Source organism: Escherichia sp. WS3063 (genome assembly GCF_046486595.1).
GTDB lineage: Bacteria > Pseudomonadota > Gammaproteobacteria > Enterobacterales > Enterobacteriaceae > Escherichia > Escherichia coli.
This window is the reverse complement of the sequence record NZ_JBJQKY010000042.1, coordinates 1-26284: the sequence shown is the minus strand read 5'-3', so window position 1 is coordinate 26284 and position 26284 is coordinate 1. Positions and strand designations below refer to the sequence as shown.

The 26284-nt window shown below is 49.6% G+C and carries 46 protein-coding genes and 1 pseudogene; 40 read left to right on the top strand and 7 right to left on the bottom strand.

The genetic code is table 11. From position 1 onward, the window contains the following. The 3 genes and pseudogenes from tuf to bfr form a co-directional block, all read left to right on the top strand. A pseudogene (tuf, locus tag ACJHYW_RS24195) lies at nucleotides 1-130 on the top strand (elongation factor Tu); the annotation flags it as partial. Nucleotides 131-312: 182 nt separating this feature from the next. Then, nucleotides 313-507: a bacterioferritin-associated ferredoxin gene (gene bfd / locus ACJHYW_RS24190; protein ID WP_000289090.1), complete on the top strand. Its 195-nt coding sequence runs from the start codon at nucleotides 313-315 to the stop codon at nucleotides 505-507. 72 nt (nucleotides 508-579) lie between these two features. Continuing rightward, nucleotides 580-1056: a bacterioferritin gene (gene bfr / locus ACJHYW_RS24185; RefSeq protein WP_000675515.1), complete on the top strand. Its 477-nt coding sequence runs from the start codon at nucleotides 580-582 to the stop codon at nucleotides 1054-1056. Here bfr and ACJHYW_RS24180 read toward each other — a convergent pair. Then, nucleotides 1053-1520: a prepilin peptidase gene (locus ACJHYW_RS24180; RefSeq protein WP_000340159.1), complete on the bottom strand. Its 468-nt coding sequence runs from the start codon at nucleotides 1518-1520 to the stop codon at nucleotides 1053-1055. The two genes, bfr and ACJHYW_RS24180, sit on opposite strands and share 4 nt — an antisense overlap. A 378-nt stretch (nucleotides 1521-1898) precedes the next feature. Here ACJHYW_RS24180 and rpsJ point away from each other — a divergent pair, with 378 nt between their 5' ends. The 31 genes from rpsJ (at nucleotide 1899) to arfA (ending at nucleotide 16738) form a co-directional block, all read left to right on the top strand. After that, a complete protein-coding gene (rpsJ, locus tag ACJHYW_RS24175; protein WP_001181004.1) occupies nucleotides 1899-2210 on the top strand; it encodes a 30S ribosomal protein S10 in 312 nt (103 codons plus the stop codon). Nucleotides 2211-2242: 32 nt separating this feature from the next. Continuing rightward, nucleotides 2243-2872, top strand: coding sequence for a 50S ribosomal protein L3 (gene rplC, locus ACJHYW_RS24170; protein ID WP_000579833.1), 630 nt, complete (start codon nucleotides 2243-2245; stop codon nucleotides 2870-2872). Nucleotides 2873-2882: 10 nt separating this feature from the next. Continuing rightward, nucleotides 2883-3488 (top strand): 50S ribosomal protein L4, encoded by a 606-nt coding sequence (rplD, locus tag ACJHYW_RS24165; RefSeq protein WP_000424395.1) that lies wholly within the window; start codon nucleotides 2883-2885, stop codon nucleotides 3486-3488. Further along, on the top strand, nucleotides 3485-3787 hold the full coding sequence (rplW, locus tag ACJHYW_RS24160) for a 50S ribosomal protein L23 (protein ID WP_000617544.1): 303 nt from the start codon (nucleotides 3485-3487) through the stop codon (nucleotides 3785-3787). Before rplD ends, rplW begins: the two co-directional genes overlap by 4 nt. Nucleotides 3788-3804: 17 nt before the next feature. Then, nucleotides 3805-4626 (top strand): 50S ribosomal protein L2, encoded by an 822-nt coding sequence (gene rplB, locus ACJHYW_RS24155; RefSeq protein ID WP_000301864.1) that lies wholly within the window; start codon nucleotides 3805-3807, stop codon nucleotides 4624-4626. Nucleotides 4627-4642: 16 nt separating this feature from the next. Beyond that, a complete protein-coding gene (gene rpsS, locus ACJHYW_RS24150) occupies nucleotides 4643-4921 on the top strand; it encodes a 30S ribosomal protein S19 (protein WP_001138117.1) in 279 nt (92 codons plus the stop codon). A gap of 14 nt (nucleotides 4922-4935) precedes the next feature. Beyond that, nucleotides 4936-5268 (top strand): 50S ribosomal protein L22, encoded by a 333-nt coding sequence (rplV, locus tag ACJHYW_RS24145; protein WP_000447529.1) that lies wholly within the window; start codon nucleotides 4936-4938, stop codon nucleotides 5266-5268. 17 nt (nucleotides 5269-5285) lie between these two features. Next, nucleotides 5286-5987 (top strand): 30S ribosomal protein S3, encoded by a 702-nt coding sequence (gene rpsC, locus ACJHYW_RS24140; RefSeq protein WP_000529945.1) that lies wholly within the window; start codon nucleotides 5286-5288, stop codon nucleotides 5985-5987. Between the two features lie 12 nt (nucleotides 5988-5999). Further along, entirely contained in the window at nucleotides 6000-6410 is a 411-nt protein-coding gene (gene rplP, locus ACJHYW_RS24135; protein ID WP_000941212.1) for a 50S ribosomal protein L16, read from the top strand. After that, a complete protein-coding gene (gene rpmC / locus ACJHYW_RS24130; protein ID WP_000644741.1) occupies nucleotides 6410-6601 on the top strand; it encodes a 50S ribosomal protein L29 in 192 nt (63 codons plus the stop codon). The genes rplP and rpmC overlap by 1 nt, the downstream gene beginning before the upstream one ends. Beyond that, nucleotides 6601-6855, top strand: a complete 255-nt coding sequence (gene rpsQ / locus ACJHYW_RS24125) for a 30S ribosomal protein S17 (RefSeq protein WP_000130100.1) — start codon at nucleotides 6601-6603, stop codon at nucleotides 6853-6855. Before rpmC ends, rpsQ begins: the two co-directional genes overlap by 1 nt. Before the next feature lie 164 nt (nucleotides 6856-7019). Next, nucleotides 7020-7391: a 50S ribosomal protein L14 gene (gene rplN / locus ACJHYW_RS24120; RefSeq protein ID WP_000613955.1), complete on the top strand. Its 372-nt coding sequence runs from the start codon at nucleotides 7020-7022 to the stop codon at nucleotides 7389-7391. A gap of 10 nt (nucleotides 7392-7401) precedes the next feature. Next, nucleotides 7402-7716, top strand: coding sequence for a 50S ribosomal protein L24 (gene rplX / locus ACJHYW_RS24115; protein WP_000729185.1), 315 nt, complete (start codon nucleotides 7402-7404; stop codon nucleotides 7714-7716). A gap of 14 nt (nucleotides 7717-7730) precedes the next feature. Next, nucleotides 7731-8270, top strand: coding sequence for a 50S ribosomal protein L5 (gene rplE, locus ACJHYW_RS24110; RefSeq protein ID WP_001096200.1), 540 nt, complete (start codon nucleotides 7731-7733; stop codon nucleotides 8268-8270). Between the two features lie 14 nt (nucleotides 8271-8284). Next, nucleotides 8285-8590 carry a 30S ribosomal protein S14 gene (gene rpsN, locus ACJHYW_RS24105; protein WP_001118930.1) on the top strand — a complete coding sequence of 102 codons (306 nt, stop codon included), beginning with the start codon at nucleotides 8285-8287 and terminating at the stop codon, nucleotides 8588-8590. Nucleotides 8591-8623: 33 nt separating this feature from the next. Further along, on the top strand, nucleotides 8624-9016 hold the full coding sequence (gene rpsH / locus ACJHYW_RS24100) for a 30S ribosomal protein S8 (RefSeq protein ID WP_000062611.1): 393 nt from the start codon (nucleotides 8624-8626) through the stop codon (nucleotides 9014-9016). 12 nt (nucleotides 9017-9028) lie between these two features. Continuing rightward, nucleotides 9029-9562: a 50S ribosomal protein L6 gene (rplF, locus tag ACJHYW_RS24095; protein ID WP_000091945.1), complete on the top strand. Its 534-nt coding sequence runs from the start codon at nucleotides 9029-9031 to the stop codon at nucleotides 9560-9562. Between the two features lie 9 nt (nucleotides 9563-9571). Then, nucleotides 9572-9925 carry a 50S ribosomal protein L18 gene (rplR, locus tag ACJHYW_RS24090; RefSeq protein ID WP_000358960.1) on the top strand — a complete coding sequence of 118 codons (354 nt, stop codon included), beginning with the start codon at nucleotides 9572-9574 and terminating at the stop codon, nucleotides 9923-9925. A gap of 14 nt (nucleotides 9926-9939) precedes the next feature. After that, on the top strand, nucleotides 9940-10443 hold the full coding sequence (gene rpsE, locus ACJHYW_RS24085) for a 30S ribosomal protein S5 (protein WP_000940121.1): 504 nt from the start codon (nucleotides 9940-9942) through the stop codon (nucleotides 10441-10443). Between the two features lie 3 nt (nucleotides 10444-10446). Further along, complete coding sequence (rpmD, locus tag ACJHYW_RS24080) at nucleotides 10447-10626, top strand: 50S ribosomal protein L30 (protein ID WP_001140433.1); 180 nt, start codon at nucleotides 10447-10449, stop codon at nucleotides 10624-10626. A 3-nt stretch (nucleotides 10627-10629) separates the two neighbouring features. Further along, nucleotides 10630-11064, top strand: coding sequence for a 50S ribosomal protein L15 (rplO, locus tag ACJHYW_RS24075; protein ID WP_001238917.1), 435 nt, complete (start codon nucleotides 10630-10632; stop codon nucleotides 11062-11064). 7 nt (nucleotides 11065-11071) lie between these two features. Continuing rightward, nucleotides 11072-12403, top strand: coding sequence for a preprotein translocase subunit SecY (secY, locus tag ACJHYW_RS24070; protein ID WP_001118861.1), 1332 nt, complete (start codon nucleotides 11072-11074; stop codon nucleotides 12401-12403). Nucleotides 12404-12434: 31 nt separating this feature from the next. Next, nucleotides 12435-12551 carry a 50S ribosomal protein L36 gene (rpmJ, locus tag ACJHYW_RS24065; RefSeq protein WP_000868187.1) on the top strand — a complete coding sequence of 39 codons (117 nt, stop codon included), beginning with the start codon at nucleotides 12435-12437 and terminating at the stop codon, nucleotides 12549-12551. Nucleotides 12552-12697: 146 nt separating this feature from the next. Beyond that, on the top strand, nucleotides 12698-13054 hold the full coding sequence (gene rpsM / locus ACJHYW_RS24060; RefSeq protein WP_000090775.1) for a 30S ribosomal protein S13: 357 nt from the start codon (nucleotides 12698-12700) through the stop codon (nucleotides 13052-13054). A gap of 16 nt (nucleotides 13055-13070) precedes the next feature. Beyond that, nucleotides 13071-13460 (top strand): 30S ribosomal protein S11, encoded by a 390-nt coding sequence (rpsK, locus tag ACJHYW_RS24055; protein WP_001029684.1) that lies wholly within the window; start codon nucleotides 13071-13073, stop codon nucleotides 13458-13460. Between the two features lie 33 nt (nucleotides 13461-13493). After that, a complete protein-coding gene (gene rpsD, locus ACJHYW_RS24050; RefSeq protein WP_000135224.1) occupies nucleotides 13494-14114 on the top strand; it encodes a 30S ribosomal protein S4 in 621 nt (206 codons plus the stop codon). A 25-nt stretch (nucleotides 14115-14139) separates the two neighbouring features. Continuing rightward, nucleotides 14140-15129: a DNA-directed RNA polymerase subunit alpha gene (locus ACJHYW_RS24045; RefSeq protein ID WP_001162094.1), complete on the top strand. Its 990-nt coding sequence runs from the start codon at nucleotides 14140-14142 to the stop codon at nucleotides 15127-15129. Nucleotides 15130-15169: 40 nt separating this feature from the next. Then, nucleotides 15170-15553, top strand: a complete 384-nt coding sequence (rplQ, locus tag ACJHYW_RS24040) for a 50S ribosomal protein L17 (RefSeq protein ID WP_001216368.1) — start codon at nucleotides 15170-15172, stop codon at nucleotides 15551-15553. Between the two features lie 106 nt (nucleotides 15554-15659). Continuing rightward, entirely contained in the window at nucleotides 15660-16028 is a 369-nt protein-coding gene (locus tag ACJHYW_RS24035; RefSeq protein WP_000266525.1) for a DUF1992 domain-containing protein, read from the top strand. A gap of 10 nt (nucleotides 16029-16038) precedes the next feature. Next, nucleotides 16039-16464, top strand: coding sequence for a Zn(2+)-responsive transcriptional regulator (gene zntR, locus ACJHYW_RS24030; protein ID WP_000285607.1), 426 nt, complete (start codon nucleotides 16039-16041; stop codon nucleotides 16462-16464). Nucleotides 16465-16519: 55 nt separating this feature from the next. Continuing rightward, nucleotides 16520-16738 carry an alternative ribosome-rescue factor ArfA gene (arfA, locus tag ACJHYW_RS24025; protein ID WP_000092698.1) on the top strand — a complete coding sequence of 73 codons (219 nt, stop codon included), beginning with the start codon at nucleotides 16520-16522 and terminating at the stop codon, nucleotides 16736-16738. On the opposite strand, the gene mscL is transcribed toward arfA, so the two are convergent. The 5 genes from mscL to def form a co-directional block, all read right to left on the bottom strand. Next, nucleotides 16735-17145 carry a large-conductance mechanosensitive channel protein MscL gene (gene mscL, locus ACJHYW_RS24020; RefSeq protein WP_000022442.1) on the bottom strand — a complete coding sequence of 137 codons (411 nt, stop codon included), beginning with the start codon at nucleotides 17143-17145 and terminating at the stop codon, nucleotides 16735-16737. The two genes, arfA and mscL, sit on opposite strands and share 4 nt — an antisense overlap. 129 nt (nucleotides 17146-17274) lie before the next feature. Further along, entirely contained in the window at nucleotides 17275-18651 is a 1377-nt protein-coding gene (gene trkA / locus ACJHYW_RS24015) for a Trk system potassium transporter TrkA (RefSeq protein ID WP_000691382.1), read from the bottom strand. Nucleotides 18652-18672: 21 nt separating this feature from the next. Beyond that, nucleotides 18673-19962, bottom strand: a complete 1290-nt coding sequence (rsmB, locus tag ACJHYW_RS24010) for a 16S rRNA (cytosine(967)-C(5))-methyltransferase RsmB (protein WP_001361938.1) — start codon at nucleotides 19960-19962, stop codon at nucleotides 18673-18675. 45 nt (nucleotides 19963-20007) lie between these two features. Beyond that, a complete protein-coding gene (fmt, locus tag ACJHYW_RS24005) occupies nucleotides 20008-20955 on the bottom strand; it encodes a methionyl-tRNA formyltransferase (RefSeq protein WP_000004466.1) in 948 nt (315 codons plus the stop codon). Nucleotides 20956-20969: 14 nt separating this feature from the next. Next, nucleotides 20970-21479 (bottom strand): peptide deformylase, encoded by a 510-nt coding sequence (gene def, locus ACJHYW_RS24000; protein ID WP_000114986.1) that lies wholly within the window; start codon nucleotides 21477-21479, stop codon nucleotides 20970-20972. A 129-nt stretch (nucleotides 21480-21608) separates the two neighbouring features. On the opposite strand from def, the gene dprA reads away from it, so the two are divergent. Genes dprA through ACJHYW_RS23970 form a run of 6 tightly spaced genes read left to right on the top strand, consistent with a single transcriptional unit; the run spans nucleotide 21609 to nucleotide 25403 of the window. Beyond that, a complete protein-coding gene (dprA, locus tag ACJHYW_RS23995) occupies nucleotides 21609-22733 on the top strand; it encodes a DNA-protecting protein DprA (protein ID WP_000228525.1) in 1125 nt (374 codons plus the stop codon). After that, nucleotides 22705-23178 (top strand): DUF494 family protein Smg, encoded by a 474-nt coding sequence (gene smg / locus ACJHYW_RS23990; protein WP_000460682.1) that lies wholly within the window; start codon nucleotides 22705-22707, stop codon nucleotides 23176-23178. The genes dprA and smg overlap by 29 nt, the downstream gene beginning before the upstream one ends. Nucleotides 23179-23206: 28 nt before the next feature. Next, on the top strand, nucleotides 23207-23749 hold the full coding sequence (locus ACJHYW_RS23985; protein WP_001129723.1) for a type I DNA topoisomerase: 543 nt from the start codon (nucleotides 23207-23209) through the stop codon (nucleotides 23747-23749). A 4-nt stretch (nucleotides 23750-23753) separates the two neighbouring features. Then, the gene (gene tsaC / locus ACJHYW_RS23980; RefSeq protein ID WP_001361937.1) at nucleotides 23754-24326 is read left to right on the top strand and encodes an L-threonylcarbamoyladenylate synthase type 1 TsaC; all 573 of its coding nucleotides are present in this window, start codon (nucleotides 23754-23756) and stop codon (nucleotides 24324-24326) included. Between the two features lie 4 nt (nucleotides 24327-24330). Then, nucleotides 24331-25149 (top strand): shikimate dehydrogenase, encoded by an 819-nt coding sequence (gene aroE, locus ACJHYW_RS23975; RefSeq protein ID WP_000451226.1) that lies wholly within the window; start codon nucleotides 24331-24333, stop codon nucleotides 25147-25149. Beyond that, nucleotides 25146-25403: a DUF1488 domain-containing protein gene (locus tag ACJHYW_RS23970; RefSeq protein ID WP_001070584.1), complete on the top strand. Its 258-nt coding sequence runs from the start codon at nucleotides 25146-25148 to the stop codon at nucleotides 25401-25403. The genes aroE and ACJHYW_RS23970 overlap by 4 nt, the downstream gene beginning before the upstream one ends. Here ACJHYW_RS23970 and ACJHYW_RS23965 read toward each other — a convergent pair. Then, nucleotides 25379-25933 carry a gamma carbonic anhydrase family protein gene (locus ACJHYW_RS23965; RefSeq protein ID WP_001286216.1) on the bottom strand — a complete coding sequence of 185 codons (555 nt, stop codon included), beginning with the start codon at nucleotides 25931-25933 and terminating at the stop codon, nucleotides 25379-25381. The genes ACJHYW_RS23970 and ACJHYW_RS23965 overlap by 25 nt on opposite strands. Nucleotides 25934-26284: the final 351 nt, after the last annotated feature.

Here is a 26284-nt window from a genome sequence, read left to right as displayed (position 1 = left end):
GCCGGGCGACAACATCAAAATGGTTGTTACCCTGATCCACCCGATCGCGATGGACGACGGTCTGCGTTTCGCAATCCGTGAAGGCGGCCGTACCGTTGGCGCGGGCGTTGTTGCTAAAGTTCTGGGCTAATTACACGTTAATTAGTTTCGAATTAAAAAGGGTGCTTCGGCGCCCTTTTTGCTGCCCGTAATTTGAGCTCGAAATATTTAGTCGTAATTTCACTCGCTGAACTATGGCGCAAATAAAACTGTGCTATTGTAATCATAACCATTCTCATTTACACTTTGCGCAGAATTTGAACGGGAGCAATCATGTACGTTTGTTTGTGTAATGGTGTAAGTGACAAAAAAATTCGCCAGGCAGTCCGTCAGTTTCATCCGCAATCTTTCCAACAATTGCGTAAGTTTATTCCTGTGGGAAATCAATGCGGTAAGTGCATTCGCGCCGCGCGCGAAGTGATGCAGGACGAGTTGATGCAGATGCCAGAATTTAAAGAGATTGCCTGAAGCCCACGCTTATTTTTTGACATCCCGCTAGCCCCATCTACGCTCTAATAGTAGAAGCGGAGGGACTATAAAATGAAAGGTGATGTTAAAATCATAAATTATCTCAATAAACTATTGGGAAATGAGCTTGTCGCAATCAATCAGTATTTTCTCCATGCCCGGATGTTTAAAAACTGGGGCCTGATGCGTCTCAATGACGTCGAATACCATGAATCTATTGATGAGATGAAACACGCTGATAAATATATCGAGCGTATTTTGTTTTTAGAAGGAATCCCTAACTTACAGGATTTAGGCAAACTGGGGATTGGTGAAGATGTCGAGGAGATGCTGCAATCCGACCTGCGATTAGAACTGGAAGGCGCGAAGGATCTCCGTGAGGCTATCGCGTATGCCGACAGCGTTCATGACTATGTTAGCCGTGATATGATGATCGAGATCCTTGCCGATGAAGAAGGTCATATTGACTGGCTCGAAACTGAGCTGGATCTCATCGGTAAAATCGGTTTACAAAATTACCTGCAATCACAAATAAAAGTTAAAGATTAACGGCCTGCCAGCAAACTATCCCAGCCTACAACGAAACCCGCAGCCGCCAGAAATGGCCCAAACGGCAGCGGGTTTTTTAATGACTCTTTTCCTCTCATGAGCAGACCAATAACTACGGCTCCGCAAGCGAATGAGGCAGCAAGGAAAACCAGTCGTGGCAAGAAGGTCCATGTATGCCAGGCACCAAGGGCGGCGAGAAACTTCACATCACCATAGCCTAATCCTTCTTTATGACGCAGTATGCGATACCCCCAGTAAATGACAGCGAATGTGCCGTAACCAATAATCGCCCCCCATAACGCATCGGCTAAACCGTCAGGATTACAAACCTGATAGAACAAAAGACCTGACCAGAGTAACGGGCAGGTAAATCTGTCAGGTAACAAGCCATGCTTTGCATCCCAGAAAAAAAGTAGGGCTGATAAACAAGCGTACAAAATCAGAAAGGGAAGGGTAGCGTCCATAAAACATCCTCTGTAATTGGAGTATCACCATCGAATAACTCCGGATGCTCAGCAACAGAGAAATCGCTGATTTGTTAACCTGGTCCCGGTGAAAAACGCTATCTTCACAACTTTACAAATTTCGTGGAATACAGCTCGCAATCTGCGCGTTGCGATTAATTTCTACCCGATGCTTGCGTCAGGCTCAGATTTGCGTATAATGCGCGGGCTTGTCGTAGTTGACAGCAGGTTCAATCTGAACCTCAGTTAGCCGAATTTGGCTACCTAACAATGCTCCCAATCGGGGAGCTACGTAAGAACGGTTACACTCTCCCATCAATCGTAATGGGTCTGAGGAGTAATCATTTTCGTTTATAAAATAATTGGAGCTCTGGTCTCATGCAGAACCAAAGAATCCGTATCCGCCTGAAAGCGTTTGATCATCGTCTGATCGATCAAGCAACCGCGGAAATCGTCGAGACTGCCAAGCGCACTGGTGCGCAGGTCCGTGGTCCGATCCCGCTGCCGACACGCAAAGAGCGCTTCACTGTTCTGATCTCCCCGCACGTCAACAAAGACGCGCGCGATCAGTACGAAATCCGTACTCACTTGCGTCTGGTTGACATCGTTGAGCCAACCGAGAAAACCGTTGATGCTCTGATGCGTCTGGATCTGGCTGCCGGTGTAGACGTGCAGATCAGCCTGGGTTAATCAGGTCATTGAGCGATTGAGAGGTTGAAACAATGATTGGTTTAGTCGGTAAAAAAGTGGGTATGACCCGTATCTTCACAGAAGACGGCGTTTCTATCCCAGTAACCGTAATCGAAGTTGAAGCAAACCGCGTTACTCAGGTTAAAGACCTGGCTAACGATGGCTACCGTGCTATTCAGGTAACCACCGGTGCTAAAAAAGCTAACCGTGTGACCAAGCCTGAAGCTGGCCACTTCGCTAAAGCTGGCGTAGAAGCTGGCCGTGGTCTGTGGGAATTCCGCCTGGCTGAAGGCGAAGAGTTCACTGTAGGTCAGAGCATTAGCGTTGAACTGTTTGCTGACGTTAAAAAAGTTGACGTAACTGGCACCTCTAAAGGTAAAGGTTTCGCAGGTACCGTTAAGCGCTGGAACTTCCGTACCCAGGACGCTACTCACGGTAACTCCTTGTCTCACCGCGTTCCGGGTTCTATCGGTCAGAACCAGACTCCGGGCAAAGTGTTCAAAGGCAAGAAAATGGCAGGTCAGATGGGTAACGAACGTGTAACCGTTCAGAGCCTTGACGTAGTACGCGTTGACGCTGAGCGCAACCTGCTGCTGGTTAAAGGTGCTGTCCCGGGTGCAACCGGTAGCGACCTGATCGTTAAACCAGCTGTGAAGGCGTAAGGAGATAGCAATGGAATTAGTATTGAAAGACGCGCAGAGCGCGCTGACTGTTTCCGAAACTACCTTCGGTCGTGATTTCAACGAAGCGCTGGTTCACCAGGTTGTTGTTGCTTATGCAGCTGGTGCTCGTCAGGGTACTCGTGCTCAGAAGACTCGTGCTGAAGTAACTGGTTCCGGTAAAAAACCGTGGCGCCAGAAAGGCACCGGCCGTGCGCGTTCTGGTTCTATCAAGAGCCCGATCTGGCGTTCTGGTGGCGTGACCTTTGCTGCTCGTCCGCAGGACCACAGTCAAAAAGTTAACAAGAAGATGTACCGCGGCGCGCTGAAAAGCATCCTGTCCGAACTGGTACGTCAGGATCGTCTGATCGTTGTCGAGAAGTTCTCTGTAGAAGCGCCGAAAACTAAGCTGCTGGCACAGAAACTGAAAGACATGGCTCTGGAAGATGTGCTGATCATCACCGGTGAGCTGGACGAAAACCTGTTCCTGGCTGCGCGCAACCTGCACAAGGTTGACGTACGCGATGCAACTGGTATCGACCCGGTTAGCCTGATCGCCTTCGACAAAGTCGTAATGACTGCTGATGCTGTTAAGCAAGTTGAGGAGATGCTGGCATGATTCGTGAAGAACGTCTGCTGAAGGTGCTGCGTGCACCGCACGTTTCTGAAAAAGCGTCTACTGCGATGGAAAAATCTAACACCATCGTACTCAAAGTTGCTAAAGACGCGACCAAAGCAGAAATCAAAGCTGCTGTGCAGAAACTGTTTGAAGTCGAAGTCGAAGTCGTTAACACCCTGGTAGTTAAAGGGAAAGTTAAACGTCACGGACAGCGTATCGGTCGTCGTAGCGACTGGAAAAAAGCTTACGTCACCCTGAAAGAAGGCCAGAATCTGGACTTCGTTGGCGGCGCTGAGTAAGTCGGAGGAGTAATACAATGGCAGTTGTTAAATGTAAACCGACATCTCCGGGTCGTCGCCACGTTGTTAAAGTGGTTAACCCTGAGCTGCACAAGGGCAAACCTTTTGCTCCGTTGCTGGAAAAAAACAGCAAATCCGGTGGTCGTAACAACAATGGCCGTATCACCACTCGTCATATCGGTGGTGGCCACAAGCAGGCTTACCGTATTGTTGACTTCAAACGCAACAAAGACGGTATCCCGGCAGTTGTTGAACGTCTTGAGTACGATCCGAACCGTTCCGCGAACATCGCGCTGGTTCTGTACAAAGACGGTGAACGCCGTTACATCCTGGCCCCTAAAGGCCTGAAAGCTGGCGACCAGATTCAGTCTGGCGTTGATGCTGCAATCAAACCAGGTAACACCCTGCCGATGCGCAACATCCCGGTTGGTTCTACTGTTCATAACGTAGAAATGAAACCAGGTAAAGGCGGTCAGCTGGCACGTTCCGCTGGTACTTACGTTCAGATCGTTGCTCGTGATGGTGCTTATGTCACCCTGCGTCTGCGTTCTGGTGAAATGCGTAAAGTAGAAGCAGACTGCCGTGCAACTCTGGGCGAAGTTGGCAATGCTGAGCATATGCTGCGCGTTCTGGGTAAAGCAGGTGCTGCACGCTGGCGTGGTGTTCGTCCGACCGTTCGCGGTACCGCGATGAACCCGGTAGACCACCCACATGGTGGTGGTGAAGGTCGTAACTTTGGTAAGCACCCGGTAACTCCGTGGGGCGTTCAGACCAAAGGTAAGAAGACCCGCAGCAACAAGCGTACTGATAAATTCATCGTACGTCGCCGTAGCAAATAATTTTAGAGGATAAGCCATGCCACGTTCTCTCAAGAAAGGTCCTTTTATTGACCTGCACTTGCTGAAGAAGGTAGAGAAAGCGGTGGAAAGCGGAGACAAGAAGCCCCTGCGCACTTGGTCCCGTCGTTCAACGATCTTTCCTAACATGATCGGTTTGACCATCGCTGTCCATAATGGTCGTCAGCACGTTCCGGTATTTGTAACCGACGAAATGGTCGGTCACAAACTGGGTGAATTCGCACCGACTCGTACTTATCGCGGCCACGCTGCTGATAAAAAAGCGAAGAAGAAATAAGGTAGGAGGAAGAGATGGAAACTATCGCTAAACATCGCCATGCTCGTTCTTCTGCTCAGAAGGTTCGCCTTGTTGCTGACCTGATTCGCGGTAAGAAAGTGTCGCAGGCTCTGGATATTTTGACCTACACCAACAAGAAAGCGGCTGTACTGGTCAAGAAAGTTCTGGAATCTGCCATTGCTAACGCTGAACACAACGATGGCGCTGACATTGACGATCTGAAAGTTACGAAAATTTTCGTAGACGAAGGCCCGAGCATGAAGCGCATTATGCCGCGTGCAAAAGGTCGTGCAGATCGCATCCTGAAGCGCACCAGCCACATCACTGTGGTTGTGTCCGATCGCTGAGACTCTGGAGACTAGCAATGGGTCAGAAAGTACATCCTAATGGTATTCGCCTGGGTATTGTAAAACCATGGAACTCTACCTGGTTTGCGAACACCAAAGAATTCGCTGACAACCTGGACAGCGATTTTAAAGTACGTCAGTACCTGACTAAGGAACTGGCTAAAGCGTCCGTATCTCGTATCGTTATCGAGCGTCCGGCTAAGAGCATCCGTGTAACCATTCACACTGCTCGCCCGGGTATCGTTATCGGTAAAAAAGGTGAAGACGTAGAAAAACTGCGTAAGGTCGTAGCGGACATCGCTGGCGTTCCTGCACAGATCAACATCGCCGAAGTTCGTAAGCCTGAACTGGACGCAAAACTGGTTGCTGACAGCATCACTTCTCAGCTGGAACGTCGCGTTATGTTCCGTCGTGCTATGAAGCGTGCTGTACAGAACGCAATGCGTCTGGGCGCTAAAGGTATTAAAGTTGAAGTTAGCGGCCGTCTGGGCGGCGCGGAAATCGCACGTACCGAATGGTACCGCGAAGGTCGCGTACCGCTGCACACTCTGCGTGCTGACATCGACTACAACACCTCTGAAGCGCACACCACTTACGGTGTAATCGGCGTTAAAGTGTGGATCTTCAAAGGCGAGATCCTGGGTGGTATGGCTGCTGTTGAACAACCGGAAAAACCGGCTGCTCAGCCTAAAAAGCAGCAGCGTAAAGGCCGTAAATAAGGAGCGTCGCTGATGTTACAACCAAAGCGTACAAAATTCCGTAAAATGCACAAAGGCCGTAACCGCGGTCTGGCGCAGGGTACGGATGTTAGCTTCGGCAGCTTCGGTCTGAAAGCTGTTGGCCGTGGTCGTCTGACTGCCCGTCAGATCGAAGCAGCACGTCGTGCTATGACCCGTGCAGTTAAGCGTCAAGGTAAGATCTGGATCCGTGTGTTCCCGGACAAACCGATCACTGAAAAGCCGCTGGCAGTGCGTATGGGTAAAGGTAAAGGTAACGTGGAGTATTGGGTTGCCTTGATTCAGCCGGGTAAAGTCCTGTATGAAATGGACGGTGTTCCGGAAGAGCTGGCCCGTGAAGCATTCAAGCTGGCAGCAGCGAAACTGCCGATTAAAACCACCTTTGTAACTAAGACGGTGATGTAATGAAAGCAAAAGAGCTGCGTGAGAAGAGCGTTGAAGAGCTGAACACCGAGCTGCTGAACCTGCTGCGTGAGCAGTTCAACCTGCGTATGCAGGCTGCAAGTGGCCAGCTGCAACAGTCTCACCTGTTGAAGCAAGTGCGTCGCGATGTCGCACGCGTTAAGACTTTACTGAACGAGAAGGCGGGTGCGTAATGACCGATAAAATCCGTACTCTGCAAGGTCGCGTTGTTAGCGACAAAATGGAGAAATCCATTGTTGTTGCTATCGAACGTTTTGTGAAACACCCGATCTACGGTAAATTCATCAAGCGTACGACCAAACTGCACGTACATGACGAGAACAACGAATGCGGTATCGGTGACGTGGTTGAAATCCGCGAATGCCGTCCGCTGTCCAAGACTAAATCCTGGACGCTGGTTCGCGTTGTAGAGAAAGCGGTTCTGTAATACAGTACACTCTCTCGATACGAATAAACGGCTCAGAAATGAGCCGTTTATTTTTTCTACCCATATCCTTGAAGCGGTGTTATAATGCCGCGCCCTCGATATGGGGATTTTTAACGACCTGATTTTCGGGTCTCAGTAGTAGTTGACATTAGCGGAGCACTAAAATGATCCAAGAACAGACTATGCTGAACGTCGCCGACAACTCCGGTGCACGTCGCGTAATGTGTATCAAGGTTCTGGGTGGCTCGCACCGTCGCTACGCAGGCGTAGGCGACATCATCAAGATCACCATCAAAGAAGCAATTCCGCGTGGTAAGGTCAAAAAAGGTGATGTGCTGAAGGCGGTAGTGGTGCGCACCAAGAAGGGTGTTCGTCGCCCGGACGGTTCTGTCATTCGCTTCGATGGTAATGCTTGTGTTCTTCTGAACAACAACAGCGAGCAGCCTATCGGTACGCGTATTTTTGGGCCGGTAACTCGTGAGCTTCGTAGTGAGAAGTTCATGAAAATTATCTCTCTGGCACCAGAAGTACTCTAAGGAGCGAATCATGGCAGCGAAAATCCGTCGTGATGACGAAGTTATCGTGTTAACCGGTAAAGATAAAGGTAAACGCGGTAAAGTTAAGAATGTCCTGTCTTCCGGCAAGGTCATTGTTGAAGGTATCAACCTGGTTAAGAAACATCAGAAGCCGGTTCCGGCCCTGAACCAACCGGGTGGCATCGTTGAAAAAGAAGCCGCTATTCAGGTTTCCAACGTAGCAATCTTCAATGCGGCAACCGGCAAGGCTGACCGTGTAGGCTTTAGATTCGAAGACGGTAAAAAAGTCCGTTTCTTCAAGTCTAACAGCGAAACTATCAAGTAATTTGGAGTAGTACGATGGCGAAACTGCATGATTACTACAAAGACGAAGTAGTTAAAAAACTCATGACTGAGTTTAACTACAATTCTGTCATGCAAGTCCCTCGGGTCGAGAAGATCACCCTGAACATGGGTGTTGGTGAAGCGATCGCTGACAAAAAACTGCTGGATAACGCAGCAGCAGACCTGGCAGCAATCTCCGGTCAAAAACCGCTGATCACCAAAGCACGCAAATCTGTTGCAGGCTTCAAAATCCGTCAGGGCTATCCGATCGGCTGTAAAGTAACTCTGCGTGGCGAACGCATGTGGGAGTTCTTTGAGCGCCTGATCACTATTGCTGTACCTCGTATCCGTGACTTCCGTGGCCTGTCCGCTAAGTCTTTCGACGGTCGTGGTAACTACAGCATGGGTGTCCGTGAGCAGATCATCTTCCCAGAAATCGACTACGATAAAGTCGACCGCGTTCGTGGTTTGGATATTACCATTACCACTACTGCGAAATCTGACGAAGAAGGCCGCGCTCTGCTGGCTGCCTTTGACTTCCCGTTCCGCAAGTAAGGTAGGGTTACTAAATGGCTAAGCAATCAATGAAAGCACGCGAAGTAAAACGCGTAGCTTTAGCTGATAAATACTTCGCGAAACGCGCTGAACTGAAAGCGATCATCTCTGATGTGAACGCTTCCGACGAAGATCGTTGGAACGCTGTTCTCAAGCTGCAGACTCTGCCGCGTGATTCCAGCCCGTCTCGTCAGCGTAACCGCTGCCGTCAAACAGGTCGTCCGCATGGTTTCCTGCGGAAGTTCGGGTTGAGCCGTATTAAGGTCCGTGAAGCCGCTATGCGCGGTGAAATCCCGGGTCTGAAAAAGGCTAGCTGGTAATTGTCACCAATTGAATCACGGGAGTAAAGACAGATGAGCATGCAAGATCCGATCGCGGATATGCTGACCCGTATCCGTAACGGTCAGGCCGCGAACAAAGCTGCGGTCACCATGCCTTCCTCCAAGCTGAAAGTGGCAATCGCCAACGTGCTGAAGGAAGAAGGTTTTATTGAAGATTTTAAAGTTGAAGGCGACACCAAGCCTGAACTGGAACTTACTCTGAAGTATTTCCAGGGCAAAGCTGTTGTAGAAAGCATTCAGCGTGTCAGCCGCCCAGGTCTGCGCATCTATAAACGTAAAGATGAGCTGCCGAAAGTTATGGCGGGTCTGGGTATCGCAGTTGTTTCTACCTCTAAAGGTGTTATGACTGATCGTGCAGCGCGCCAGGCTGGTCTTGGTGGCGAAATTATCTGCTACGTAGCCTAATCGGAGGAAAAAATGTCTCGTGTTGCTAAAGCACCGGTCGTTGTTCCTGCCGGCGTTGACGTAAAAATCAACGGTCAGGTTATTACGATCAAAGGTAAAAACGGCGAGCTGACTCGTACTCTCAACGATGCTGTTGAAGTTAAACATGCAGATAATACCCTGACCTTCGGTCCGCGTGATGGTTACGCAGACGGTTGGGCACAGGCTGGTACCGCGCGTGCCCTGCTGAACTCAATGGTTATCGGTGTTACCGAAGGCTTCACTAAGAAGCTGCAGCTGGTTGGTGTAGGTTACCGTGCAGCGGTTAAAGGCAATGTGATTAACCTGTCTCTGGGTTTCTCTCATCCTGTTGACCATCAGCTGCCTGCGGGTATCACTGCTGAATGTCCGACTCAGACTGAAATCGTGCTGAAAGGCGCTGATAAGCAGGTGATCGGCCAGGTTGCAGCGGATCTGCGCGCCTACCGTCGTCCTGAGCCTTACAAAGGCAAGGGTGTTCGTTACGCCGACGAAGTCGTGCGTACCAAAGAGGCTAAGAAGAAGTAAGGTAACACTATGGATAAGAAATCTGCTCGTATCCGTCGTGCGACCCGCGCACGCCGCAAGCTCCAGGAGCTGGGCGCAACTCGCCTGGTGGTACATCGTACCCCGCGTCACATTTACGCACAGGTAATTGCACCGAACGGTTCTGAAGTTCTGGTAGCTGCTTCTACTGTAGAAAAAGCTATCGCTGAACAACTGAAGTACACCGGTAACAAAGACGCGGCTGCAGCTGTGGGTAAAGCTGTCGCTGAACGCGCTCTGGAAAAAGGCATCAAAGATGTATCCTTTGACCGTTCCGGGTTCCAATATCATGGTCGTGTCCAGGCACTGGCAGATGCTGCCCGTGAAGCTGGCCTTCAGTTCTAAGGTAGAGGTGTAAGATGGCTCACATCGAAAAACAAGCTGGCGAACTGCAGGAAAAGCTGATCGCGGTAAACCGCGTATCTAAAACCGTTAAAGGTGGTCGTATTTTCTCCTTCACAGCTCTGACTGTAGTTGGCGATGGTAACGGTCGCGTTGGTTTTGGTTACGGTAAAGCGCGTGAAGTTCCAGCAGCGATCCAGAAAGCGATGGAAAAAGCCCGTCGCAATATGATTAACGTCGCGCTGAATAACGGCACTCTGCAACACCCTGTTAAAGGTGTTCACACGGGTTCTCGCGTATTCATGCAGCCGGCTTCCGAAGGTACCGGTATCATCGCCGGTGGTGCAATGCGCGCCGTTCTGGAAGTCGCTGGGGTTCATAACGTTCTGGCAAAAGCATATGGTTCCACCAACCCGATCAACGTGGTTCGTGCAACTATTGATGGCCTGGAAAATATGAATTCTCCAGAAATGGTCGCTGCCAAGCGTGGTAAATCCGTTGAAGAAATTCTGGGGAAATAAACCATGGCAAAGACTATTAAAATTACTCAAACCCGCAGTGCAATCGGTCGTCTGCCGAAACACAAGGCAACGCTGCTTGGCCTGGGTCTGCGTCGTATTGGTCACACCGTAGAGCGCGAGGATACTCCTGCTATTCGCGGTATGATCAACGCGGTTTCCTTCATGGTTAAAGTTGAGGAGTAAGAGATGCGTTTAAATACTCTGTCTCCGGCCGAAGGCTCCAAAAAGGCGGGTAAACGCCTGGGGCGTGGTATCGGTTCTGGCCTCGGTAAAACCGGTGGTCGTGGTCACAAAGGTCAGAAGTCTCGTTCTGGCGGTGGCGTACGTCGCGGTTTCGAGGGTGGTCAGATGCCTCTGTACCGTCGTCTGCCGAAATTCGGCTTCACTTCTCGTAAAGCAGCGATTACAGCCGAAGTTCGTCTGTCTGACCTGGCTAAAGTAGAAGGCGGTGTTGTAGACCTGAACACGCTGAAAGCGGCTAACATTATCGGTATCCAGATCGAGTTCGCGAAAGTGATCCTGGCTGGCGAAGTAACTACTCCGGTAACTGTTCGTGGCCTGCGTGTTACTAAAGGCGCTCGTGCTGCTATCGAAGCTGCTGGCGGTAAAATCGAGGAATAAGTAGCAGATGGCTAAACAACCGGGATTAGATTTTCAAAGTGCCAAAGGTGGCTTAGGCGAGCTGAAACGCAGACTGCTGTTTGTTATCGGTGCGCTGATTGTGTTCCGTATTGGCTCTTTTATTCCGATCCCTGGTATTGATGCCGCTGTACTTGCCAAACTGCTTGAGCAACAGCGAGGCACCATCATTGAAATGTTTAACATGTTCTCTGGTGGTGCTCTCAGCCGTGCTTCTATCTTTGCTCTGGGGATCATGCCGTATATTTCGGCATCGATCATTATCCAGCTGCTGACAGTGGTTCACCCAACGTTGGCAGAAATTAAGAAAGAAGGGGAGTCTGGTCGTCGTAAGATCAGCCAGTACACCCGCTACGGTACTCTGGTGCTGGCAATATTCCAGTCGATCGGTATTGCTACCGGTCTGCCGAATATGCCTGGTATGCAAGGCCTGGTCATTAACCCGGGCTTTGCATTCTACTTCACCGCTGTTGTAAGTCTGGTCACAGGAACCATGTTCCTGATGTGGTTGGGCGAACAGATTACTGAACGAGGTATCGGCAACGGTATTTCAATTATTATCTTCGCCGGTATTGTCGCGGGACTCCCGCCAGCCATTGCCCATACTATCGAGCAAGCGCGTCAAGGCGACCTGCACTTCCTCGTGTTGCTGTTGGTTGCAGTATTAGTATTTGCAGTGACGTTCTTTGTTGTATTTGTTGAGCGTGGTCAACGCCGCATTGTGGTAAACTACGCGAAACGTCAGCAAGGTCGTCGTGTCTATGCTGCACAGAGCACACATTTACCGCTGAAAGTGAATATGGCGGGGGTAATCCCGGCAATCTTCGCTTCCAGTATTATTCTGTTCCCGGCGACCATCGCGTCATGGTTCGGGGGCGGTACTGGTTGGAACTGGCTGACAACAATTTCGCTGTATTTGCAGCCTGGGCAACCGCTTTATGTGTTACTCTATGCGTCTGCAATCATCTTCTTCTGTTTCTTCTACACGGCGTTGGTTTTCAACCCGCGTGAAACAGCAGATAACCTGAAGAAGTCCGGTGCATTTGTACCAGGAATTCGTCCGGGAGAGCAAACGGCGAAGTATATCGATAAAGTAATGACCCGCCTGACCCTGGTTGGTGCGCTGTACATTACCTTTATCTGCCTGATCCCGGAGTTCATGCGTGATGCAATGAAAGTACCGTTCTACTTCGGTGGGACCTCACTGCTTATCGTTGTTGTCGTGATTATGGACTTTATGGCTCAAGTGCAAACTCTGATGATGTCCAGTCAGTATGAGTCTGCATTGAAGAAGGCGAACCTGAAAGGCTACGGCCGATAATTGGTCGCCCGAGAAGTTACGGAGAGTAAAAATGAAAGTTCGTGCTTCCGTCAAGAAATTATGCCGTAACTGCAAAATCGTTAAGCGTGATGGTGTCATCCGTGTGATTTGCAGTGCCGAGCCGAAGCATAAACAGCGCCAAGGCTGATTTTTTCGCATATTTTTCTTGCAAAGTTGGGTTGAGCTGGCTAGATTAGCCAGCCAATCTTTTGTATGTCTGTGCGTTTCCATTTGAGTATCCTGAAAACGGGCTTTTCAGCATGGAACGTACATATTAAATAGTAGGAGTGCATAGTGGCCCGTATAGCAGGCATTAACATTCCTGATCATAAGCATGCCGTAATCGCATTAACTTCGATTTATGGCGTCGGCAAGACCCGTTCTAAAGCCATCCTGGCTGCAGCGGGTATCGCTGAAGATGTTAAGATCAGTGAGCTGTCTGAAGGACAAATCGACACGCTGCGTGACGAAGTTGCCAAATTTGTCGTTGAAGGTGATCTGCGCCGTGAAATCAGCATGAGCATCAAGCGCCTGATGGATCTTGGTTGCTATCGCGGTTTGCGTCATCGTCGTGGTCTCCCGGTTCGCGGTCAGCGTACCAAGACCAACGCACGTACCCGTAAGGGTCCGCGCAAACCGATCAAGAAATAATCGGGGTGATTGAATAATGGCAAAGGCACCAATTCGTGCACGTAAACGTGTAAGAAAACAAGTCTCTGACGGCGTGGCTCATATCCATGCTTCTTTCAACAACACCATCGTGACTATCACTGATCGTCAGGGTAACGCGTTGGGTTGGGCAACAGCCGGTGGTTCCGGTTTCCGTGGTTCTCGCAAATCCACTCCGTTTGCAGCTCAGGTTGCAGCAGAGCGTTGCGCTGACGCCGTGAAAGAATACGGCATCAAGAATCTGGAAGTTATGGTTAAAGGTCCGGGTCCAGGCCGCGAATCTACTATTCGTGCTCTGAACGCCGCAGGTTTCCGCATCACTAACATTACTGATGTGACTCCGATCCCTCATAACGGTTGTCGTCCGCCGAAAAAACGTCGCGTATAACGCCTCGTTTTCCAGGTTTGTTGGAGAAAGAAAATGGCAAGATATTTGGGTCCTAAGCTCAAGCTGAGCCGTCGTGAGGGCACCGACTTATTCCTTAAGTCTGGCGTTCGCGCGATCGATACCAAGTGTAAAATTGAACAAGCTCCTGGCCAGCACGGTGCGCGTAAACCGCGTCTGTCTGACTATGGTGTGCAGTTGCGTGAAAAGCAAAAAGTTCGCCGTATCTATGGTGTGCTGGAGCGTCAGTTCCGTAACTACTACAAAGAAGCAGCACGTCTGAAAGGCAACACCGGTGAAAACCTGTTGGCTCTGCTGGAAGGTCGTCTGGACAACGTTGTATACCGTATGGGCTTCGGTGCCACTCGTGCAGAAGCACGTCAGCTGGTTAGCCATAAAGCAATTATGGTAAACGGTCGTGTTGTTAACATCGCTTCTTATCAGGTTAGTCCGAATGACGTTGTAAGCATTCGTGAGAAAGCGAAGAAGCAGTCTCGCGTGAAAGCCGCTCTGGAGCTGGCTGAGCAGCGTGAAAAGCCAACCTGGCTGGAAGTTGATGCTGGCAAGATGGAAGGTACGTTTAAGCGTAAGCCGGAGCGTTCTGATCTGTCTGCGGACATTAACGAACACCTGATCGTCGAGCTTTACTCCAAGTAAAGCTTAGTACCAAAGAGAGGACACAATGCAGGGTTCTGTGACAGAGTTTCTAAAACCGCGCCTGGTTGATATCGAGCAAGTGAGTTCGACGCACGCCAAGGTGACCCTTGAGCCTTTAGAGCGTGGCTTTGGCCATACTCTGGGTAACGCACTGCGCCGTATTCTGCTCTCATCGATGCCGGGTTGCGCGGTGACCGAGGTTGAGATTGATGGTGTACTACATGAGTACAGCACCAAAGAAGGCGTTCAGGAAGATATCCTGGAAATCCTGCTCAACCTGAAAGGGCTGGCGGTGAGAGTTCAGGGCAAAGATGAAGTTATTCTTACCTTGAATAAATCTGGCATTGGCCCTGTGACTGCAGCCGATATCACCCACGACGGTGATGTCGAAATCGTCAAGCCGCAGCACGTGATCTGCCACCTGACCGATGAGAACGCGTCTATTAGCATGCGTATCAAAGTTCAGCGCGGTCGTGGTTATGTGCCGGCTTCTACCCGAATTCATTCGGAAGAAGATGAGCGCCCAATCGGCCGTCTGCTGGTCGACGCATGCTACAGCCCTGTGGAGCGTATTGCCTACAATGTTGAAGCAGCGCGTGTAGAACAGCGTACCGACCTGGACAAGCTGGTCATCGAAATGGAAACCAACGGCACAATCGATCCTGAAGAGGCGATTCGTCGTGCGGCAACCATTCTGGCTGAACAACTGGAAGCTTTCGTTGACTTACGTGATGTACGTCAGCCTGAAGTGAAAGAAGAGAAACCAGAGTTCGATCCGATCCTGCTGCGCCCTGTTGACGATCTGGAATTGACTGTCCGCTCTGCTAACTGCCTTAAAGCAGAAGCTATCCACTATATCGGTGATCTGGTACAGCGTACCGAGGTTGAGCTCCTTAAAACGCCTAACCTTGGTAAAAAATCTCTTACTGAGATTAAAGACGTGCTGGCTTCCCGTGGACTGTCTCTGGGCATGCGCCTGGAAAACTGGCCACCGGCAAGCATCGCTGACGAGTAACCGGATCACAGGTTAAGGTTTTACTGAGAAGGATAAGGTCATGCGCCATCGTAAGAGTGGTCGTCAACTGAACCGCAACAGCAGCCATCGCCAGGCTATGTTCCGCAATATGGCAGGTTCACTGGTTCGTCATGAAATCATCAAGACGACTCTGCCTAAAGCGAAAGAGCTGCGCCGCGTAGTTGAGCCGCTGATTACTCTTGCCAAGACTGATAGCGTTGCTAATCGTCGTCTGGCATTCGCCCGTACTCGTGATAACGAGATCGTGGCAAAACTGTTTAACGAACTGGGCCCGCGTTTCGCGAGCCGTGCCGGTGGTTACACTCGTATTCTGAAGTGTGGCTTCCGTGCAGGCGACAACGCGCCGATGGCTTACATCGAGCTGGTTGATCGTTCAGAGAAAGCAGAAGCTGCTGCAGAGTAATCTGAAGCAACGTAAAAAAACCCGCCCCGGCGGGTTTTTTTATACCCGTAGTATCCCCACTTATCTACAATAGCTGTACTCTTTTTGTTCATCCCCTGGAGTATTTATGTGGTTACTTGACCAGTGGGCAGAGCGTCATATTACTGAGGCACAATCCAAAGGTGAGTTTGATAATCTTCCGGGAAGTGGCGAGCCATTGATTCTGGATGATGATTCTCATGTGCCACCGGAATTACGTGCGGGGTATCGCTTGCTGAAGAACGCTGGTTGCTTACCGCCAGAACTTGAGCATAGGAGGGAAGCAATACAGCTTCTGGATATTCTCAAAGGTATCCGTCATGATGATCCGCAATATCAAGAGGTTAGTCGTCGATTGTCATTACTGGAATTGAAGCTGCGACAAGCTGGATTGAGTACCGATTTTTTACGCGGCGATTATGCTGACAAGTTGTTGGACAAAATCAACGATAACTAGTGGAGTATGTATGTATCGCATTGGTGAGCTGGCAAAAATGGCAGAAGTAACACCCGACACGATTCGTTATTACGAAAAGCAGCAGATGATGGAGCATGAAGTGCGTACGGAAGGTGGGTTTCGCCTGTATACCGAAAGCGATCTCCAGCGATTGAAATTTATCCGCCATGCCAGACAATTAGGTTTCAGTCTGGAGTCGATCCGCGAGTTGCTGTCGATCCGTATCGATCCTGAACACCATACCTGTCAGGAGTCAAAAGGCATTGTGCAGGAAAGATTGCAGGAAGTCGAAGCACGGATAGCCGAGTTGCAGAGTATGCAGCGTTCCTTGCAACGCCTTAACGATGCCTGTTGTGGGACCGCCCATAGCAGTGTTTATTGCTCGATTCTTGAAGCTCTTGAACAAGGAGCGAGTGGCGTTAAGAGTGGCTGTTGATTTTTTGCACTGGCAGGATTACACTCGCGCCGTTAAATAACCAACTGGAGTTTTTATGAGCCGATATCAGCATACTAAAGGGCAGATAAAGGATAATGCGATAGAAGCATTACTACATGATCCCTTATTCCGACAGCGAGTAGAGAAAAATAAGAAAGGGAAAGGCAGTTACATGCGAAAAGGAAAACATGGCAATCGGGGGAACTGGGAGGCCAGTGGCAAGAAAGTAAATCACTTTTTTACCACTGGCCTTCTGCTTTCAGGCATTTGTTAAGAGCGGTTATTCTGCTCTTTCAGCAAATCACGAATTTCTGTCAGTAATACTTCTTCTTTAGTTGGTGCAGGTGCGGCTGCTGGTTCTTCTTTTTTCCGATTCAGTTTGTTGATTAGCTTAATCGCCATAAAGATGGCAAAGGCCACAATCAGAAAATCAAAGACGTTTTGAATGAAGACACCGTAATGCATCACAACAGCAGGGATATCCCCCTGCGCATCGCGTAGCGTGACAGCAAACTGTTTAAAGTCGATCCCGCCAATTAATAAGCCCAGAGGTGGCATGATGATATCGGCAACCAGTGAAGATACAATCTTCCCGAATGCCGCACCGATAATGACACCCACCGCCAAATCCACCACGTTCCCGCGCATCGCAAATTCGCGAAATTCTTTAATAATGCTCATGTTATTCTCCCTATGAAGCCGACAACCATAAGTCTAACAAATGTTAAGCCATTTTCCTGCCAGGAATGAATTTAATTAATCCCTGATAATCAAAGGGAAATAATAAGGCGTCATTAGACGCCTTATTAATTACAAGAAGAAAGGACTTGGCTGGAACAGTCTTTCGACGTCGGTAATAAACTTTTTATCTGTGAGGAACATAATTACGTGATCGCCTTGCTCAATGCGCAGATTGTCATTGGCAATCATCACGTCGTTTCCACGTACCACCGCTCCAATAATCGTTCCTGGCGGTAGCTTGATTTCATCAATGACTCTGCCGACAACACGTGAGGTACTTTCATCACCGTGAGCAACGGCTTCAATAGCTTCTGCTACGCCGCGGCGCAGTGAGGAAACACCAACAATATCTGCTTTTCGCACATGGCTAAGCAACGCAGAAATAGTTGCTTGTTGCGGTGAAATCGCAATATCGATCACGCTCCCCTGAACCAGATCCACATAAGCGCGACGCTGGATCAATACCATCACCTTTTTCGCACCCATACGTTTGGCAAGCATGGCGGACATGATATTGGCTTCGTCATCGTTGGTGACGGCAATAAACAGATCAACTTGATCGATATGTTCTTCGGCCAGCAGTTCTTGATCCGACGCATCACCAAAAAAGACGATCGTATTCTGCAACTTTTCCGCCAGTTCGGCAGCGCGTTGCTGATTACGTTCGATGAGTTTAACGCTGTAATCTTTTTCCAGACGACGCGCCAGCCCTGCACCGATATTACCGCCACCAACCAGCATGATCCGCTTATACGGTTTTTCCAGTCGCTGTAATTCACTCATCACCGCGCGGATATGCTGTGAAGCGGCAATAAAGAACACTTCATCACCAGCTTCAACAATGGTCGAACCTTGCGGACGAATGGGGCGATCGTGGCGGAAAATTGCTGCCACACGAGTATCGATATGTGGCATATGTTCGCGCATGGTCGAAAGTGCATTACCAATCAGCGGGCCGCCATAATAGGCTTTAACCACAGCGAGGCTGACTTTACCCTCAGCGAAGTTCACCACCTGCAATGCGCCGGGATACTCAATCAGTCGGTAAATATTATCGATAACCAACTGCTCTGGTGCGATCAGATGATCAATCGGTACAGCATCTGAATGAAATAGCTTATCGGCATCGCGCACGTAGTCTGGTGAGCGGATACGAGCGATGCGATTAGGGGTGTTGAAAAGTGAGTAGGCTACCTGGCAGGCAACCATATTGGTTTCATCTGAACTGGTTACAGCAACCAGCATATCGGCGTCGTCGGCACCTGCCTCCCGCAATACGCGTGGATGAGAGCCATGCCCCTGCACGACTCGCAGGTCAAATTTATCCTGCAAGGTCCGCAGACGCTCACCGTTGGTATCGACAACAGTAATATCGTTGTTCTCGCCAACCAGGTTTTCCGCCAGTGTGCCGCCAACCTGGCCGGCACCCAGAATGATAATTTTCATCAGTCGCGACCCGTTATCTCATCACTTTTTGATTAGCTTAGCGTAAAAGAAGCCGTCGCCCTCTTCGGCACCAGGCAGATTTTGCTTACCCGGTTGTTCTGGTGTTCCTGTTTCGCAAAGTTCGGCATCAGCGGTACGTTGCAAAAAGGCTTTAACCTGCAGGCTATTCTCTTCCGGTAACACCGAACAGGTGGCATAGACCAGGGTTCCACCGGATTTTAAATGCGGCCAAATGGCGTCGAGAATTTCAGACTGCAATTGCGCGAGTTCTGGGATATCGCGATCGCGACGTAACCATTTAATATCCGGATGGCGACGAATCACACCGGTTGCTGAACAAGGCGCATCTAATAAAATGCGATCAAACTGTTGCTCGCCACACCATTGAGAAGGGTAACGGCCATCACCTTGTTTCACGGTCGCCTTCATACCAAGGCGTTTTAAATTGTCGTAAACCCGAGAGAGGCGCTGTTCGTCGATATCAACCGCAACAACCTGCGCTTCGGGTGCCACCTCAAGGATATGCGTTGTTTTACCGCCGGGGGCAGCGCAAAGATCCAGAATGTGTTCACCGTTTTGTGGCGCAAGCCAGGCCATGCAACCTTGTGCTGATGCATCCTGAACGGTAACCCATCCTTCTTCAAAACCTGGTAGCACATGAACAGGTGCAGGTGTTTCCAGCCGTACAGCATCAGGGTAATCCGCATGCGGGAAACCTTTCATTCCTGCTTCATCCAGCAATGCAAGCCAGCTGTCGCGGGAATGATGCGTACGATTAACGCGCAGCCACATTGGCGGACGCTGGTTATTGGCTTCGACGATGGATTGCCACTGCTCTGGATACGCTTTTTGCAGACGTTTCAGCAACCAGGAAGGATGCAGATAACGTGCATCACTGGCATTAAACTCGGCTAATAACTCATCTTGCTGACGCTGGAACTGACGTAATACACCGTTAATCAATCCCTTAAGTTGCGGGCGCTTAATTGCAACTGCGCCTTCAACCGTTTCAGCCAGCGCGGCATGAGGTGGAATGCGGGTATAAAGCAGTTGATACAAACCAACCATAATCAGGTAATGAACAGTACGCTGTTTGCCTGTCATCGGACGGGCCATTAGCTTATTAATCAGCCAGTCTAACTGTGAAAGCGTACGCAGTACGCCAAAGCACAACTCTTGAAGAAGTGCTTTGTCTTTATCAGAAACTTTTTGCTGGAGCGGTGGCAGAATGTTGCTTAATGATTGCCCTTGCTCGACGACTTGTTCAACGGCCTGGGCCGCCATGCTACGTAAATTACGTTGTTTTTTCATAAGTATAAAAATGCCCGGCAAGACCGGGCTTAGAAGAGTGGACTATCAGGCCAGACGGTTGCCCGGAACAAACCATTCCCGACGAGAATTCAGGAGGTCTTGTGCGCTCATCGCTTTCTTACCCGCAGGTTGTAACGAGAGCAGGTTCAGGATGCCATCACCAGTCGCAACCTGAATGCCTTGTTTGTTGGCTTCAAGGATCGTTCCTGGTGCAGCGTTGGTTGCCGTATCAATGACCGACGCTTTCCAGACTTTAACCGGCTGTCCTTCAATTTCCAGCCAGCTCATTGGCCATGGATTGAAAGCGCGAATGCAGCGTTCAAGCTGTGCTGCCGAAAGTGACCAGTCAATACGCGCTTCTTCTTTACTCAACTTCTCGGCGTAAGTGACAAGAGTTTCGTCCTGAACTTCTGGTTTCGCCGTGCCGTCTGCCAATTGTTTCAACGTGGTGATAAGCCCTTGTGGGCCAAGCTCTGCCAGCTTGTAGTACAGCGTACCACTGGTATCTTCTGCAGTAATCGGGCAGGAGAGCTTATAGAGCATGTCACCGGTGTCTAAACCAACATCCATTTGCATAATGGTCACACCAGTTTCTGCATCACCCGCCCATAGTGAGCGTTGGATTGGTGCAGCACCGCGCCAGCGTGGCAGCAGTGAACCATGAACGTTGATACAGCCAAGACGCGGCATCTCCAGCACTGCTTTAGGCAGAATTAAGCCATAGGCGACGACAACCATAACATCAGCCTGTAGATCGGCGACCAGTTGCTGGTTTTCTTGTGGACGCAGGGAAACCGGTTGAAAAACGGGCAGACCTTTTTCCTCAGCCAGAACTTTAACCGGGCTGGGCATCAGTTTTTTACCGCGTCCTGCCGGTCGGTCTGGCTGGGTGAACACGCCAACGACGTTATGACCAGAAGACAACAGCGCGTCGAGATGACGCGCTGCAAAGTCAGGTGTACCCGCAAAAATAATACGTAGTGATTCTGACACGTTAGTTCTTATCCTTAAGCCCGGGCTTTCAGACGATCCAGTTTTTCAACTTTCTGACGAATACGTTGTTGTTTCAGCGGTGACAGATAATCCATAAACAGTTTGCCGACCAGGTGATCCATCTCATGCTGAATACAGATGGCTAACAGACCCTCTGCTTCCAGTTCAAATGGTTTACCGTCGCGGTCCAGGGCGCGAATTTTAACTTTCTCTGCGCGTGGCACTAAAGCACGTTGTTCAGGGATCGACAGGCATCCTTCTTCAATGCCTGTTTCGCCGCTTTTTTCTAAAAGCTCCGGATTGATTAACACCAGCCGTTCGTCACGGTTTTCCGAAACATCAATAACAATGATACGTTGATGGATATCGACCTGGGTTGCCGCCAGGCCAATACCTTCTTCTGCGTACATCGTCTCGAACATATCATCGACGATACGCTGAATTTCTGCATTCACTTCTTCTACCGGTTTAGCAACTTTGCGAAGCCGCTCGTCCGGAATATGTAACACTTGCAAAACTGACATAAATCTCCAGAGATGTGTTCAGGAGTTAGAAAGATTATTTCTTCTATTCTAGACAAATCCCCCTCTGATTGACAGCATCACTGACCAATCGCAAAGATTGCTAAGGCTGCTTATGGCAGGGAGATAAGGATGGTCGATACAGAAATTTGGCTGCGTTTAATGAGCATCAGCAGCTTGTACGGCGATGATATGGTCCGTATAGCTCACTGGCTGGCAAAACAGTCGCATATTGATGCGGTTGTATTGCAGCAAACTGGGCTTACATTGCGGCAGGCACAACGCTTTCTTTCATTTCCGCGAAAGAGTATCGAAAGCTCACTTTCTTGGTTGGAGCAACCCAACCATCATTTAATTCCTGCGGACAGCGAATTTTATCCTCCTCAACTTCTTGCGACGACAGATTACCCCGGCGCACTGTTTGTTGAAGGAGAACTGCACGCGCTGCATTCATTTCAGCTTGCCGTAGTGGGGAGTCGGGCGCATTCATGGTATGGCGAGCGATGGGGACGATTATTTTGCGAAACTCTGGCGACGCGTGGAGTGACAATTACGAGTGGACTGGCGCGTGGAATCGATGGTGTGGCGCATAAAGCGGCCTTACAGGTAAATGGCGTTAGCATTGCTGTATTGGGGAATGGACTTAATACCATTCATCCGCGTCGCCATGCTCCACTGGCTACCAGTTTGCTTGAACATGGTGGGGCTCTTGTCTCGGAATTTCCCCTCGATGTTCCTCCCCTTGCTTACAATTTCCCACGAAGAAATCGCATTATCAGTGGTCTAAGTAAAGGTGTACTGGTGGTGGAAGCGGCTTTGCGCAGTGGTTCGCTGGTGACAGCACGTTGTGCGCTTGAGCAGGGGCGTGAAGTTTTTGCCTTGCCGGGTCCATTAGGGAATCCGGGAAGCGAAGGGCCTCACTGGTTAATAAAACAAGGTGCGATTCTTGTGACGGAACCGGAAGAAATTCTGGAAAACTTGCAATTTGGATTGCACTGGTTGCCAGACGCCCCTGAAAATTCATTTTATTCACCAGATCAGGAAGACGTGGCATTGCCATTTCCTGAGCTCCTGGCTAACGTAGGAGATGAGGTAACACCTGTTGACGTCGTCGCTGAACGTGCCGGCCAACCTGTGCCAGAGGTAGTAACTCAACTACTCGAACTGGAGTTAGCAGGATGGATCGCAGCTGTACCCGGCGGCTATGTCCGATTGAGGAGGGCATGCCATGTTCGACGTACTAATGTATTTGTTTGAAACCTATATTCACACAGAAGCTGAGTTGCGTGTGGATCAAGACAAACTTGAACAGGATCTTACCAACGCAGGATTTGATCGAGAAGATATCTACAATGCCCTGCTTTGGCTGGAAAAGCTTGCGGATTATCAGGAAGGACTGGCAGAACCGATGCAACTGGCCTCTGATCCACTCTCCATGCGTATTTATACCCCTGAAGAGTGTGAAAGGCTGGATGCCAGCTGTCGTGGTTTTCTGCTTTTCCTTGAGCAAATTCAGGTGCTTAACCTTGAAACCCGTGAAATGGTGATAGAGCGAGTGCTCGCGCTGGATACCGCAGAGTTCGACCTGGAAGACCTGAAATGGGTAATCCTGATGGTGTTGTTCAATATTCCGGGCTGCGAAAATGCGTACCAGCAAATGGAAGAATTACTCTTTGAAGTGAATGAAGGTATGCTGCATTAATCATTTCTTTAATTCAGCATAAGTTGTTATGGCGAAATCAGCACTGTTCACGGTGCGTAATAATGAGTCCTGCCCAAAGTGCGGGGCTGAACTGGTTATTCGATCCGGGAAACACGGTCCGTTTCTTGGATGCTCACAGTATCCGGCGTGTGACTACGTCCGTCCTCTGAAATCTTCAGCGGATGGACATATCGTCAAAGTTCTGGAGGGGCAGGTTTGCCCTGCATGTGGCGCAAATCTGGTATTACGCCAGGGACGCTTTGGTATGTTTATTGGTTGCAGTAACTACCCTGAATGCGAACATACCGAACTTATCGATAAACCGGACGAAACAGCAATTACATGCCCCCAATGCCGGACGGGCCATCTGGTCCAGCGCCGCTCCCGTTATGGCAAAACGTTTCACTCCTGTGATCGCTACCCGGAGTGTCAATTTGCCATTAACTTCAAACCCATAGCTGGAGAATGCCCTGAGTGTCATTATCCGCTACTCATCGAAAAGAAAACCGCGCAGGGTGTTAAACACTTTTGTGCCAGTAAACAATGTGGAAAGCCGGTTTCGGCGGAATAATAACGTGAATAATAACCTGCAAGGAGACTCTATCGCAGCTGCGATAGATGTCCTCAATGAAGAACGTGTCATCGCCTATCCAACGGAAGCCGTTTTCGGTGTCGGGTGCGATCCTGATAGCGAAACAGCAGTGATGCGACTGTTGGAGTTAAAACAGCGTCCGGTTGATAAGGGGCTGATTCTAATCGCCGCAAATTACGAGCAGCTTAAACCCTATATTGATGACACCATGCTGACTGACGCGCAGCGTGAAACTATATTTTCTCGCTGGCCAGGTCCTGTCACCTTTGTTTTTCCCGCGCCTGCGACAACACCGCGCTGGTTGACGGGCCGCTTTGATTCGCTTGCTGTACGAGTCACCGACCATCCGTTGGTGGTTGCTTTGTGCCAGGCTTATGGTAAACCGCTGGTTTCTACCAGTGCCAACTTGAGTGGATTGCCACCTTGTCGAACAGTAGACGAAGTTCGCGCACAATTTGGCGCGGCGTTCCCGGTTGTGCCTGGTGAAACGGGGGGGCGTTTAAATCCTTCAGAAATCCGCGATGCCCTGACGGGTGAACTGTTTCGACAGGGGTAACATAATGGAAACCTATGCTGTTTTTGGTAATCCGATAGCCCACAGCAAATCGCCATTCATTCATCAGCAATTTGCTCAGCAACTGAATATTGAACATCCCTATGGGCGCGTGTTGGCACCCATCAATGATTTCATCAACACACTGAACGCTTTCTTTAGTGCTGGTGGTAAAGGTGCGAATGTGACGGTACCTTTTAAAGAAGAGGCTTTTGCCAGAGCGGATGAGCTTACTGAACGGGCAGCGTTGGCTGGTGCTGTTAATACCCTCAAGCGGTTAGAAGATGGACGCCTGCTGGGTGACAATACCGATGGTATAGGTTTGTTAAGCGATCTGGAACGTCTGTCTTTTATCCGTCCTGGTTTACGTATTCTGCTCATTGGCGCTGGTGGAGCATCTCGCGGCGTACTACTGCCACTCCTTTCCCTGGACTGTGCGGTGACAATCACTAATCGGACGGTATCCCGCGCGGAAGAGTTGGCTAAATTGTTTGCGCACACTGGCAGTATTCAGGCGTTGGGTATGGACGAACTGGAGGGGCATGAGTTCGATCTCATTATTAATGCAACATCCAGTGGCATCAGTGGTGATATTCCCGCGATCCCGGCATCGCTCATTCATTCAGGCATGTGTTGCTATGACATGTTCTATCAGAAAGGAAAAACTCCTTTTCTGGCATGGTGTGAGCTGCGAGGTTCAAAGCGTAATGCGGATGGATTGGGGATGCTGGTGGCACAGGCGGCTCATGCCTTTCTTCTCTGGCACGGTGTTCTGCCTGACATAGAACCAGTTATAAAGCAATTGCAGGAGGAGTTGTCCGCGTGAATCAGGCCATCCAGTTTCCGGACAGGGAAGAGTGGAACGAGAGTAAAAAATGCGTTTGTTTTCCCGCTCTTGTAAATGGTATGCAGCTCACTTGCGCTATTACTGGAGAGAGTCTGGCGAACCGCTTTGCAGGAGATACGCCAGAACAGTGGTTAGCGAGTTTTCGTCAGCATCGCTGGGACCTGGAAGAAGAAGCGGAAAACTTAATTCAGGAACAAAGTGAAGATGATCAAGGTTGGGTCTGGTTACCTTGATCCAGATATTCGTCCTTCCATTTCACGTAGTTATTTGCGGAATAGCGTAACCCAGCCTTCTCTTCATCACTTAACGGGCGGATCTGTTTGACGGGGCTACCGAGATACAGATATCCGCTCTCCAGCCGTTTATTTTGTGGGACCAGGCTACCCGCACCAATCATCACATCATCTTCTACTATTGCGCCATCAAGTAAAATTGAGCCCATCCCAACCAAAACTCGATTGCCAATGGTGCAGCCGTGGAGCATCACCTTGTGACCAACAGTGACATCTTCGCCAATGGTTAATGGGTTGCCATCTGGGTTGTACGAGGATTTATGAGTGACATGCAACATACTGCCATCCTGGATATTGGTGCGTGCTCCGATCTGTACATAATGTACATCTCCACGAATCACAACGAGCGGCCAGATCCCCACATCATCAGCCAGACGAACGTCACCAATCACGACGCTGCTATCGTCGATCATTACGCGCTGACCGATTTGTGGAAAAAGATCGCGGTATGGGCGTAAAACATCAGACATAATTACCTCAACAATAAATGATTTACTAATGACTTTGGGTGCATTATTGGCCTTGTGCAAGTCTTTTAGCATGCAAAAAAGCACCGTTTTGTGTGCGAATGCAGCAAAAAGGGTGAAAAAGCAACAAACAGAAAAAAAGATCAAAAAAGTACTTGTGCAAAAAATTGGGATCCCTATAATGCGCCTCCGTTGAGACGACAACGTGAAACACTTCACAAGATGGTCGTAACAACAAAGAGAAAAAATCCTGAAATTCAGGGTTGACTCTGAAAGAGGAAAGCGTAATATACGCCACCTCGCGACAGTGAGCTGAAAGCCGCGTCGCAACTGCTCTTTAACAATTTATCAGAC